Source organism: Rouxiella sp. T17, from assembly GCF_036663475.1.
GTDB lineage: Bacteria > Pseudomonadota > Gammaproteobacteria > Enterobacterales > Enterobacteriaceae > Rouxiella.
In genome coordinates, this window is sequence record NZ_JAWUEA010000042.1 from 111481 (window position 1) to 124011 (window position 12531).

Sequence of the window (12531 nt, forward strand, 5' to 3'; positions counted from 1 at the left end):
CATTCTGGACAGCAAAAGAGCAACCAAGGCAGAGAAAGATGGCAAAAACCCTACGCAGTGATACCGAACGGAACCGAAGAAACCTGATTCAGGCTGGCGCGCGGCTGTTTGAAGTGTCGGAAGGGCCGATCAGCATGACGGAAATCGCTAACGAAGCCGGGGTTTCCGTGGCGACCGCCTATCGGCAGTTCACCTCGGTCGAAGAGGTGTTAAATACCTATCGGCAAGAGGTGGGCCAGCTGCTGCTGGAGTACAGTCAAAAGCTGTCGGGAAGCGGGCTGGAGCGGCTCGAAAAGGTCAGCCGTTACTGGGTAAAACTGGTGCGCCAGCGCGGGGCGGCGATGGTGCCGATGCGAAATCGCCGTGGTTATCTCGAGCGTTTGTGGGAAGGCGCGGAGTATTTGCTGGTGCAAGCCAATGCCGTTCGTCCTGCACTGCGCGACGCCATGCAGGAGATGGGGCTGCCCGACATTGGTGATAAGGCCGTTTTTCTGTGGAACATCCTTTTCGATCCGCGCGAAATCTTTGACCTCATCGACACCGTTGGGCTGAGTGAAAATCAGGTCAGCACTCAGCTGATGTCAGTGCTGCTCGGCGGCCTGCAAGGCTTCGCCCACGCCAACGCCTTCTCGGTAGAAAAATTTCGCGAAATCTAATCGGCTGCCTTATTCCTTTTCATCTTGCTGTTTCTGGAATGGGGCGGACGGTTGACCTGCTTTTCCCTCTTCATAGCCATTAACAATCAGCCTTAACAAGCACCCTTAACATCACCTCAGCAAAAAGCCTTAACCCTCTCGTTAAATCAATTTTCTAACAGCCTGACCTTACTCAGGCGCTGCGTCTGTTTTTATTTTTCTGTTCCAACCTTTGCACGACCTCACACCTTTTGCTTTTTCAACCTTCGGATTCGTGATTCGCCTCCAATTTTTAATCGTCTGAATCGTTCATTATCCAGACATATCTTAAATCACGATATATCTGTAATCGTAACCGATAACGATGTTTATGACGGGAGTGTGAAAGATGGATTTGGGGATCCGCAACAAAAAGGCCTTTATTTGTGCTTCTTCTCAAGGACTTGGGCTGGCCTGTGCGCGTTCGCTGGCGGCGGAAGGGGTGGATATCACGCTTAACGGGCGCGATGAAAACAAGCTGGTGGAAGTTGCCCAGTCATTACGGGAGGCGTTTGCAGGTATTCAAGTCAGCGCGATTGCCGCCGACTTAACCACCGCCGAAGGGCGCGCACACATTTTGGCGACGCTGCCGGATGTCGATATTTTGGTCACCAACAATGCCGGGCCGCAGCCGGGCGAGCTCAAGGATTGGCACGAAGAGGCGTTACGCGCCGCGATGGAGGCCAATTTTATTCCCGCCGTGCAGCTCATTCGCGCGTATCTGCCGGGCATGCAGCAGCGCGGGTTCGGGCGGGTCATCAATATCACCTCCGCGATGGTCAAATCGCCGCACTACATGATGGGGCTTTCGACCTCGGCGCGCACCGCGTTAACCGCCATCTGCAAGGCGATTAGCCGCGACGTCGCCGCCGATAACGTCACGATTAACAACCTGTTACCCGAAAGAGTCGATACCCCGCGTCAGGAATTCATGCTGCAACGGCTGATGAACAAAGAGGGGCTGGACCGCGAACAGGCAAGGGCGCGCAACGTGCAGTCGATCGCCGCCAAGCGCTATGGCAAACCTGAAGAGTTCGGCGACGCCTGCGCCTTCCTGTGCAGCCAGCAGGCGTCGTTTATTTCTGGTCAAAACCTGCAACTTGACGGCGGCTCCTATGACGGACTGGTCTGATCCTCACCCAGATTTATTGCTTATTAACAACGAGTTGCTGGCTTTTGAACGCCATCGGCAAAAGGCGCTGATCGCCGCGGATATTGCCGCGCTCACGCCGATGCTCGCCGACGACCTGATTCATATTCACAGCACGGGGATGGTGCATAACAAGGCGCAGTTTCTGGCGCACGTGCAGCGGATGGGCGGATTTGTCGCCATTGAGCGCCCCGATCCGCACATTCTAGTGCAGGGAGATTTCGCCCTGTTGACCGGAGAAACGCATAACCGGGTGCGAAAACTCGAGACGGGCGAAGTCATGAGCCGTCGCGGATTTTCGACGCTGGTGCTGCGGCGCGGGCCTGAGGGCTGGCAAATTCTGCTGTCGCAGCTCACGCCGCATCAGTCCTGAACGGATGTTATTCAACAAAAAGGAGTCGCAATGAAACTCGTACGTTTTACAGAACAGGGCCGGACTCGTATCGGCAAAGTGGAAGGCGATCAGGTAGTAGACCTGTCAGCAATCAAAGGCGTCAGTGCGTCGATGCGTCAGGTCATGACCGATTTGCCCGCGTTACGTTCGGCGTTACAGGGCGCGAAATGGCCTGCTTTTGCTCTGGCTGACGTCACGCTTGAAGCGCCCATCCACGATCCGCAGAAGTTTTTGGGCATCGGCATGAACTACCAAAAACACGCCGACGAAGCTCGTCTGGCGGGCATTCCTATTCCAACGAGCCAGCTGTGGTTTAACAAGCAGGTCTCCTGTATTACCGGACCCTTTGCCGAGGTGGTTAAACCCGATATCAGCGACAAGATGGATTACGAAATCGAGCTGGGCGTGGTGATTGGCACCCGCTGTCGTCACGTGAGCGCCCGCGACGCCGCGTCGGTGATTGGTGGATATTTGATTGTTAACGACGTCTCGTCCCGCGACTGGCTGCAAAAATCACCGACCTTTACTCTCGGCAAATCGTTCGATACTTACGGCCCAATCGGGCCCTGGCTGACCACCGCCGATGAGATAGGCGACCCGCTGGCGCTGGAAATGCGGCTGAGCATTAACGGCGAGCTGCGCCAGCATTCGTTAACCGGCGACATGATTTACGACATTTATGCGCAAATCGAATATCTCTCCTCCGTGATGACGCTGGAGCCCGGTGACATTCTCGCTACCGGCACGCCTTCGGGCATCGGCGCGCCGAGCGGCACGTTTCTCAAGCCCGGCGACGTGATGAGGCTTGAAATCGAAGGTCTCGGACAGATCGAAAATCGCGTGGTGGCCGAGTCTGCCCATCAAGCCTGAATCCTACCTGGCAGGAGTGCTGTTATGGCAAGCCATAATTTTCGTGATTACCTGATGCCCGCCGACGCGCCCCGCATTGCTCTGGCAAAAGGCGTGGATGTCGGCACCTACGCCGCGCGGATGCTCGCCACTGAAAAAGCGCATCACCTCAAGGCGCACTGGCAGGCGATGCTCGACGAAACTTTTCGCGGCATTACTGCCGACGGTGTGGTAGAGCAGGGGCTTTATCCGTTACGCGACGAAGGATTTGAGGTGGAGGAGGCGGTCGAGGCGGCCAACGCGTTGCTGGAGACGCTCACCGAGTCGCAGCGCGACCGCGTCTCTCACGCCATCGACGCCAAACAGTGGCGCGCGTGGTACAACCCCGAAATTCCGTTCAACGATTACGGCATTCGGCTCGAAGATACTGGCGCCTCAACGCAACAGGCATTTTGGCGGCTATTACAGAGCTGCACCAGCGCCGAAGGTTTTACAAAAGTGCAGCGCCTGATGGACGCCAACCATTTTCTCGGCGAGCTGTATGACCTGACTAACATCATGAATCGCTGGAGCTTTCACTTCATGATCTTCGGCGAGCCGTCCACCGGCAAACCGTGGGGCTGGAATATTTACGGCCATCACGTGGCGTTCTGCTGCTTTATTTTGGGCCGCCAGCTGGTGATAGCGCCGACCTTTATGGGCGTCGAACCGAACGTGATTGCGCGTGGCGATGAAACGGACTGCACGCTGTTTACCGAAGAGGAGCGTTTGGGGCTGGCGTTGATGCAGTCGCTGGAGGGCGATTTACAGCGGCGAGCCACGATTTACGCCCAAATGGAAGACCCGTCAATGCCGCCCGAGCGTTTCAATTTTGCCGACCAGCGTCATCTCGCGGGCGCGTTTCAGGACAATCGGGTGATCCCGCTGGAAGGGGTTTGTGTTACCGAATTCAACGACGCACAGCGTGAAAAGTTAATGACGCTCGTCGGCGTGTTTCTTGATTTTCTGCCCGAAGGGCCGCGTCAGGCAAGGTTGCAGCTGATTGAGCAGCATCTGGATAACACCTGGTGGAACTGGATCGGCGGCTGCGGTGATGACGACGTCTTTTATTATCGCGTGCAAAGCCCCGTGTTGCTGCTGGAGTTTGACCACCACAGCGGCATGTGGCTGACCAACGAACAGCCGGAAAAATTTCACATTCATACCATTACTCGCCTTCCCAACGGCAATGACTACGGCAAGGCCTTGCTGGACGTCTACCGACAACAACAATAAGACCGACCCGTTTCAAAATTCACTGTTGCTATATAAAACAAAGCTATACAAAAAAGCTATACCAAACAAAACCCTACGCAGTTGAACATCTCTCTGTTAATGAGGTTATCAGGCAATGGACGTTAAAATAAAATATAAAGTTGCAGCAATAACCGTATTACCTCTGGCGCTGTTTTGCGGCCGCAGTTTTGCCGATACGTCAGGCTCGACACAACCTTACACCGCGCAGGCGGACTCGTTCAGCGACTGGTTGGCGCAAGGGTCGCTGTATGGTGACCTGCAAACCATGACCTTCTTCAAGGAGTTTACCGGCACAGTGCAAGACAAACGCACCAGCTCGTTTGGCGGCGACGTGCAGTATCGCAGTCCCGAATTTCACGGCTTCAGCTTCGGGCTTGGCGAATACGGCGCCTACAATCTTGGCCTGAATCCAAATGGCACCGACGCGACCGAACCTTATCTGCCTTCCAATAACGTCAACGTGCTCGGCAAAGCCTTTATTCGCTATCAGGGCTATGGGCTGGATTTACAGGCCGGACGGATTGGCCTCGACACGCCTTTTGCCAACGGCGGCGACGAACGAACGATGATACCCGGCCTTTATCAAGGCTTTGGCGGCAGTTATGCCTTGCCGGTGGCCAAGGATCTCAAGCTTTACGGTTATCGGATTTATCGTTTTAAACCCGAGAGTTCCGAGACATTTGGCAAAGGTGATGCTGCTTCACCCGAGGTCGAAGATACCGGGCTGCCGTCGATTGATAGCAACGGTTTTACCACGTTCGGCGTGCGCTACGGCAAGCTTTACGATGCCAAGGCCGAAGCGTGGTATTACGATTTCGACAAGCGCGCGAAGATGGAATATGCCGGCGTGGAGATCCCGATCAAGAGCCTGAGCGTTGGCGGCTGGACGCCGTACTGGGGCGCGCAATACCTGCACGAAGGCAATACCTCCGACCAAACTTACCCGTATCGAAACGTTGATGCCGACCTTTATTCCGGCAGGATTGGCGTGCGTTCGCGCAATCACACCTTCTTTGTCTCAGGAACCAACGTGCCAGCCAAAAACGGCGCTTTCATGAGCGGAGCCTATTTCGCGCCTTACAGCTACGGCATTTATGAAACCACGCCGATTGAAAACGGCCAGCCGCTGGCCTCGATGGTCACGGGCAATCAGCCGGGCAGCGCGCTGGCGGTGCGCTACATCTATCACAAAGAGAAAATTCAGGCGGTGTTTGGTTATACCCGTTTGAATCTCAAACCTTCGACCGGCGTCTATTACCCGCTGGTGGCGGAAAACATCAACGCCGGTTTTATGGTGCTGGGCTATGACATCACCGAACGGCTGCACGTCGAATTCGAGTTTGACGTGGTGCATTCGCCTTCGCCGGTGACCGGCAACTATCGCGCCGAACGTCTACGACTGGTTTATCGCTTCGGCGACCACAAACCAAGTTTCGAAGATTTATAACCTTTCCCATCACGCACCACGAGGAGATCGGCTGATGATTTTTTATCTATTGGGAATGCAGGCAGATCTCCTTCTCGCCCAGAGGAGTCGAAATATGTCGAGAAGACAAAGTATCTATATAGAAGGATTTCCACACGCCAATCCGACACCCGCCGCCTGTCGGGTGGGGCAAATGCTCTACTCCGCGGTGGTTTATGGCCGCGACCCCGAGACGCAGCAGGTGCCTGCCGATTTTGACCAGCAGGTGAAGTTTATGTTTACGCACGTGCGCAATATCGTTGAGGCGGCGGGCGGCTCTCTCGACGACATCATCAAATTCACGCTGTGGATGAGTGACAAAACCCAGCGCGATATTGTGAACCGTCATTGGGAGGCGCTGTTTCCAGACAGGGAATCACGGCCGGCTCGCCACACGCTCGACGGCAATTTCACGGGCAACACCCGAATTCAATGCGATTTTATCGCCGTGCTGGCCGATTAATCGGCAAGGCTGCTGGCTGACCTCACAAACTTTCACCCACGCGATGGGGAAACATTTCCCTATCGCCTACACTCGCTTAGCGCGCTTCTACGGCATTCTTAAGTAACGATGTTATCCAGCGGACCTTTACGATATATTTACTTTAAGATATATCGCACACCTCACAGGGAGAAATGGATGGAGCAGAACAAGCAACGCGACGAGGCGACCTCCATGAGGGAGCCCGAGCAGCCTGATCAGGAAGAGCAGGAACAATCCCAAAAAACCAGCCGTGGCCGACGTGGCCGAGTGTTCGATTACGGCGAGCTGCGTTTGCTGCTGCTGGCGATGCTGGCAGAGCGGCCCAGCCACGGTTACGAGTTAATCCATGAAGTGAAGGCGCGGTTTGGCGGCATGTACAAGCCGAGTCCGGGCGTGATTTATCCGGCGCTGACCTGGCTGTACGATCGCAGTTACACGGAGATTGAGCTGGAAAAGGGCGGGCGTAAACGCTACAGCATTACTGAAGAAGGCCACGCGTTTCTGGCTGCGAATCAGGCCTTTACTGAGATGTTGATGGCACGCGTTCAGCCTGAAGGCAACGGCGCGTCGCCCGACCAGATCCTTGCCGCGATGGACCATCTTAAACGTGCGCTGAGCCTGCGCATCAAGCTGGAGCCGGTAAGTAAAAGTGTGATCGACAGAATGGCCGAATACATTCACGCGGCGGCCGATAACATTGAAGCATTACTTAACGAATCGCGGATCGCCAAGAAAACGGCCAAAACCCGCGTGGTGGAGATTGCTACGCCAAATGCCGAGCGTTTTCTAAAACGCATGTGCAGCCATTTTCAGCACCGCACGCCGGTGGTGGCAGAAGGCAGCAGCGGCCAGTTTCGCATCAGCATTGGTGAAGTCAGAATGAACGTGCTGGACGGCATTTTCAGGATTACGCTGGTGGCAACGTCGGAAGATCATCTTCTCGAAATGCAAAATATGATGGAACGTCATCTCAACGAGGCGGCGGTCAGGGAAGTGTTGCAGTTTGATTGGAAATGAACGGAAGCGTAAATAATGCCATAAATTAGAGAGGTCCCACCGCCAAGTTCTGGCAGCGGGACCTCGCTTTTAATAGCGTTTTTAATAAAAGATTTAATAAAACTTTTGATACGCTTTTAATAAGCTTTTAATAGAGTTTTTAATAAATAACGGGGTTAACGGATCTCGGTGCGAAATTTTTCGACCAGCGCCGTTGACGCGTTAACCAGTAAACCGACGTCGCTGCCCACGGCGACAAAAGTCGCGCCCAGTTGCAGATAACGGCTCACCAGCGCCGGATCGGCCGAGAGAATGCCCGCCGCTTTCCCCTGCGAAATAATGCGTGTTAATCCCGCTTCAACCACCTCTTGCACTTCCGGCGCGCCCGGATTGCCTAAAAAACCCATGTCGGCGGCCAAATCTGCCGGGCCGATAAACACGCCGTCGACGCCATCTATTGCCGCAATCGCCTCGAGATTTTCAATGCCCGCGCGGCTTTCGATTTGCAGCAGCAGGCAAATTTGCTGGTTGGCGGTGTGCAGATAATCCGTTGTGCGATTAAACGCCGAGGCGCGCGCCAATGCCGCGCCGACGCCACGAATACCCTGCGGTGGATAACGCACGGCGCGCACCAACGCCTGCGCCTGCTCGGCGTTTTCTACCATCGGAATCAGTAAAGTTTGCGCGCCAATATCCAGCAGCTGTTTAATATGCCAGCTGGCGTCCATCGGCGGGCGAACGACCACCTGACTCGAGCTGCCGGAAATCGCCTGTAGCTGACCGAGCAGGCTACGCACGTCGTTCGGCGCATGTTCGCCGTCGAGCAGCAGCCAGTCAAAACCGGCACCGGCGCAGATTTCAGCCGAATAAGGATTCGCCAGCGCCAGCCATAAACCCAGCTGCGGACGGCCTTCCGCCAGCGCCTGTTTAAATAGATTAATCGGTGCAGTCATCTTTAACCTCACTCAAAAAAACAGCTGACCGAGCCGTGCGGGCCATAGTCGGCAAAAATAGTGTCGCCGTGACGGGCTTCAATCGGGCGAATAAAAGAGCCAGCGAGCACGATTTGCCCGGCTTCGATGCTGTCGCCATAGTGGGCGAGACGATTCGCCAACCAGGCGATGCCGCGCGCCGGATGATTTAATACGCCCGCGCCAAGTCCGGTCTCTTCCACCACGGCGTTGCGGGAAACAATCGCGCCCATCCAGCGCAAATCGCCGTTTTCGGGCCTGAGAAACTGGCTGCCGAGAATGATTCCGGCGTTGGCGGCGTTGTCGGAAACGGTATCCATAATCGTGCGCGCCTTGCCGCTGGCGGGGTCGCTGCGCAGAATTCGGGTGTCGAGAATTTCCAGCGCGGGCACCACAAATTCGGTGGCATTCAGCACCTCTTTAACGCTGACGTTCGGGCCTTTGAGCGACGTTTTCATAATAAACGCCAGCTCGGCTTCAATGCGGGGCTGAATAAACCGCGTCGCGGGGATCGTCGCGCCATCGTCAAACAGCATGTCATCGAGCAGCACGCCGGAGTCGGGCGTCTCGATATTCAGCGCGTACTGCATCGCCTTTGAAGTCAGGCCAATCTTCCAGCCGATAGTCTGGCGGCCCGCCGCTTTTTTTTGTTTCACCCACGCCGCCTGAATGGCGTAGGCGTCGTCGAGCGTCATTTGCGGATATTGCAACGACAGCAGCGCCGTCTGGCTGCGGCTTTTTTCGGCGTTATCCAGCGCTTCAACCGCGCTGGCTATCTGACATTGGCTCAGCATGATGACTCCTCGCGGCGAACCGTGTTGCGCAGAATTCCCAAGCCCTCGGCCTCAACCTCGACCACGTCACCGGCTTTAAGCCAGACGGGGGGATCAAATCGCGCGCCCGCGCCGGTCGGCGTGCCGGTGACGATAATGTCGCCGGGCTCAAGGGTGGTAAAAGTTGAAATATAGGCGATCAGCCAGGCGAAGGAATAGGTCATGCGACGGGTGCGATCGTCCTGACGCAGTTCGCCGTTCACGCGGGTCGTGAGGCGAATATCGGCCAGCTGCGTGGGGTCGGTGAAAGGCACTAACCACGGGCCGATCGCGCCAGAATTATCGAAATTTTTGCCCTGGGTGACGTTGAATTTGGCGTGACGCATCCAGTCGCGCACGCTGCCTTCGTTGCATAAAGTGAGGGCAGCGATGTGGTCGAGCGCCTCGCTTTCGGCAATGCGTCGTCCGCCGCGGCCAATAACCATTGCAATTTCACCTTCGTAATCAAGCTGTTCGCTTTCAGGTGGAATAATCAACGGCTGCTGGTGGCCGGTTAGCGAGCGCGGAAAACGCACAAACAGCGACGGATAGGCGAAGGCGGGCTGCTGGTCTTGATACTCGGCATTACGATCGGGATAGTTAACGCCCACGCAGAGAATTTTTCCGGCTTCGGGCAGCGGCATGGTGAACACCACGTCTTGCAGCGCGTGGTCCGGCGTCAGGTGCTCGGCCTCTTGCGCCAACGTCATCAGCGCGTCGTCGGCAATCACGGCGTGCAGCGTCGGCCAACGCGCGCCGAAGCGGCGAGACAAATTAATGATGCCGTGCTCGGTGACGATGCCATAGTTTTCCTCCTCACCGTCTAGCAGAGAAAAACGGGCAAATTGCGGCTGTTTCACGAATGTTCTCCTTATTAAGACAGCATGCCGCCGCCAACAGGCGACGGCAGAGCAGGGCGTTAGTCGAGCTTGAACATCCGCGTGGCGTTGCCGCCTAAAATATTGTCCTTATCTTCCTGGGTGATATCGAGGCTGTTGATGGTCTCGATGCCGGTGAAGAACCAGTCTTTACGGATTGGATACGAGCTGCCGTAAAGGATATTCTTGCCGCCGATGACTTTAACGGCCGCCTCGAGCTGATGTTTGCCCCACTGCGGCGCACCGGAGGTATCGAAGAAGATATTATTGCTCAGCTGCGCGCGCAGATTGTTGGTGCCGGTCTGGAAGCGATCCACCGCGTCGTTGAATTTATGTTCAGGCGGCACCAGCATGTCTGCGAAGGCGTAAAACGCGCCGCCGAGCATGGAGTGGATAAATTTCAGGTTTGGCAATTCGTCAAACATGCCGCTGAACAGCTCGCGACCGACCGCTGTTGCCTGATCCACGCAGCGACCAAACTGGCGGCGCTGGTTGGTATAAGGCAGCACGGAGTTAAAATCGACCGGCAGCGGCGTGTGATGAACCACTACCGGCACGTTCAGATTGTTGAGATATTTCAAATACGGGCGGAAAGCCTGATCGTCGAGGTAAATCTGGCCGTAGTGCGCCACGATTTGCGCGCCGCGGAAACCCAGCTCATTCAGGCAGCGATCGACTTCACGCAGGCAATCGTCGGTACCCCAAGGTGGAACGACCGCCAACGCCGACATCTTGCCGCCGCTGTTTTTAATGTATTCCGCCATGCGATTGTTGACCTTTTTACAGGTCTCGAGGTCCAGCCACTCCTGCCAAACCGGTAGGCGGAAAATCGCATGGTCAACGCCCGCCTTTTCCATGTCGGCCAGCTGGCTTTCCAGCGTGTATTGGCCTTCCGCGTAGTTCAGATTCACGTAGCCTTTTGGCTGTTCGATGATCAACTGACGCAAATCCTTGCCCTCAATCTGCTCCACGCGCGTATGTACGCCGTACTGTTTTGGCACGCAGTCCAGGAACGAATTCAGCAGCTTTTGGTCGGAAAACAGGTCGCCGGGCAGCCAGTGCATGTTGCAATCGATAATTTTACTCATTTCAAGATCCCTTCTTTTTAGTCAATGATGAACGTGCCGTTGTTATTAACATATCGTTGAATAATTTGATTATTTTGTCTCGGTGACGAACACCGATTTGTATTTTCCCGGCTTCGCGTCAGCGCTTTCGGTCGGAATTTTCATGCCGGCTTTGGCGTGATATTCACTGAAAATCGACAGCGCTTCGTCGTGCGGGAAGATGTTTTCGATGTCATCGAACGGTTTGCCGCCGCTGCGTTGTTCTACAATGCGACGCACCACTTCCGGCCCTTCACCGCGTGAGGCCAGCACCAGCCAGTTAACTTTTTCGCGGCGTTCGAGCTCGTAGGCTTTGAATGCATCAACCGGATTGGCGATTTCGGCCAGTTTTTCGGCCACTACGCGCGCATCGACAAAGGCCTGACAGACGCTGTTGCCGCCGCGCGGATACATAGCGTGCGCCGCGTCGCCGAGCAGGGTGATTCTGCCGAAAGACCACTGCGGCAGCGGGTCGTGGTCGATAAGCGGGAACAGGTAACATTCGCGGGCATCGCGGATCATCGCGCTGACGTCGAGGAAATCGAGTTTGCAATCGTCAAACACGTGCTCTATCTCTTTCACGCCGGTTTCCTGATTCCAGTCCTCTTCGGTTTGCGGCTTTTCATTCTGTTCGATGACCCAGTTAACCAGCTGATTTCCCTCGGCATCGAAATTGTCCTGAATCGGGTAGACGATTAGGGTGCCCTGACGAATAGGGTCGCCGATGTGCAAGATGCTGCCGCCGGTTTTGAATGGCGGCATGACGGTTACGCCGCGATAAAGGGTCAGGCCGGAAAAATGGGTGCGTTCAGACTCTGGCAGCAGCTGGCCGCGCACGACTGACTTGATACCATCGACGCCGATCACCACGTCGGCGCGCACTTCGGTCGGCGCAGAAGGATTAAGATGGTTGTCAAAACGCAGCGTGACGCCGTTTTCGTCCTGCTCGAAACCGGTACAGCGACAGCCCAAGGTGATGGCGTCCTTGCCTAATCTTTCCTGCACGGCTTTATAAAGCATCATTTGCAGGCGACCGCGGTGCACGAAGCGCTGGTCAAATTCGTAACCCATATGACGGCCACATTTTTCGCCGAAGATTTCCTGGCCGTAGCCGGTGTAAAACACCGATTCACGCGCCTCGACGGAAATCGCGGCAAACTCGTCAAACAGGCCTAACTCAGTAATTTCCTTCACGGCGTAAGGCTTGATATCCACGCCGACGCCGAGCGGTTTTATCTCCGCCACGCCTTCGTAAAGGTGAGGGCGAAAGCCTTTCTGGTGCAATCTTAGGGCTGTAGCGAGCCCTGCCGGGCCGGCACCAATGATGACGATATCCAACATAATGAGTTCCTCGCGATGTGACTGACTTAAGGTTGTTTGGGGTTAATAACTTGTTTAATAACTCGTTTAATAAACAGTTTAATCAATGAGTTAAGTTGTTTTTGAAACCGGAAGA

13 protein-coding genes are annotated in these 12531 nt (G+C 55.3%); 8 read left to right on the forward strand and 5 right to left on the reverse strand.

Annotation, left to right across the window (positions count from 1 at the left end):
* The first annotated feature begins 38 nt into the window (after window positions 1-38).
* The 8 genes from SC206_RS21125 (at window position 39) to SC206_RS21160 (ending at window position 7329) form a co-directional block, all read left to right on the forward strand.
* Complete coding sequence (locus SC206_RS21125) at window positions 39-656, forward strand: TetR/AcrR family transcriptional regulator (protein WP_332740538.1); 618 nt, start codon at window positions 39-41, stop codon at window positions 654-656.
* A gap of 367 nt (window positions 657-1023) precedes the next feature.
* On the forward strand, window positions 1024-1806 hold the full coding sequence (locus SC206_RS21130) for an SDR family oxidoreductase (protein ID WP_332740540.1): 783 nt from the start codon (window positions 1024-1026) through the stop codon (window positions 1804-1806).
* Window positions 1790-2197, forward strand: coding sequence for a nuclear transport factor 2 family protein (locus SC206_RS21135; protein ID WP_332740542.1), 408 nt, complete (start codon window positions 1790-1792; stop codon window positions 2195-2197). The genes SC206_RS21130 and SC206_RS21135 overlap by 17 nt, the downstream gene beginning before the upstream one ends.
* A gap of 30 nt (window positions 2198-2227) precedes the next feature.
* Entirely contained in the window at window positions 2228-3088 is an 861-nt protein-coding gene (locus SC206_RS21140) for a fumarylacetoacetate hydrolase family protein (RefSeq protein WP_332740544.1), read from the forward strand.
* A gap of 24 nt (window positions 3089-3112) precedes the next feature.
* Window positions 3113-4342, forward strand: a complete 1230-nt coding sequence (locus SC206_RS21145; RefSeq protein ID WP_332740546.1) for a DUF3500 domain-containing protein — start codon at window positions 3113-3115, stop codon at window positions 4340-4342.
* 115 nt (window positions 4343-4457) lie between these two features.
* Window positions 4458-5810, forward strand: coding sequence for a hypothetical protein (locus SC206_RS21150; RefSeq protein ID WP_332740548.1), 1353 nt, complete (start codon window positions 4458-4460; stop codon window positions 5808-5810).
* 94 nt (window positions 5811-5904) lie between these two features.
* On the forward strand, window positions 5905-6291 hold the full coding sequence (locus SC206_RS21155; protein WP_332740550.1) for a RidA family protein: 387 nt from the start codon (window positions 5905-5907) through the stop codon (window positions 6289-6291).
* A 177-nt stretch (window positions 6292-6468) separates the two neighbouring features.
* Window positions 6469-7329, forward strand: coding sequence for a DUF2218 domain-containing protein (locus tag SC206_RS21160; protein WP_332740552.1), 861 nt, complete (start codon window positions 6469-6471; stop codon window positions 7327-7329).
* Window positions 7330-7484: 155 nt separating this feature from the next.
* Here SC206_RS21160 and hpaI read toward each other — a convergent pair whose 3' ends face one another.
* The 5 genes from hpaI to SC206_RS21185 all read right to left on the reverse strand — a co-directional run bounded on the left by hpaI (window position 7485) and on the right by SC206_RS21185 (window position 12416).
* Entirely contained in the window at window positions 7485-8261 is a 777-nt protein-coding gene (gene hpaI / locus SC206_RS21165) for a 4-hydroxy-2-oxoheptanedioate aldolase (protein ID WP_332740554.1), read from the reverse strand.
* An 8-nt stretch (window positions 8262-8269) separates the two neighbouring features.
* Window positions 8270-9073, reverse strand: coding sequence for a 2-oxo-hept-4-ene-1,7-dioate hydratase (gene hpaH, locus SC206_RS21170; protein ID WP_332740556.1), 804 nt, complete (start codon window positions 9071-9073; stop codon window positions 8270-8272).
* The gene (locus SC206_RS21175) at window positions 9067-9951 is read right to left on the reverse strand and encodes a fumarylacetoacetate hydrolase family protein (protein ID WP_332740558.1); all 885 of its coding nucleotides are present in this window, start codon (window positions 9949-9951) and stop codon (window positions 9067-9069) included. The genes hpaH and SC206_RS21175 overlap by 7 nt, the downstream gene beginning before the upstream one ends.
* 59 nt (window positions 9952-10010) lie before the next feature.
* The gene (locus SC206_RS21180) at window positions 10011-11057 is read right to left on the reverse strand and encodes an amidohydrolase family protein (RefSeq protein ID WP_332740560.1); all 1047 of its coding nucleotides are present in this window, start codon (window positions 11055-11057) and stop codon (window positions 10011-10013) included.
* Window positions 11058-11126: 69 nt separating this feature from the next.
* Window positions 11127-12416, reverse strand: a complete 1290-nt coding sequence (locus SC206_RS21185; RefSeq protein ID WP_332740562.1) for an FAD-dependent monooxygenase — start codon at window positions 12414-12416, stop codon at window positions 11127-11129.
* Window positions 12417-12531: the final 115 nt, after the last annotated feature.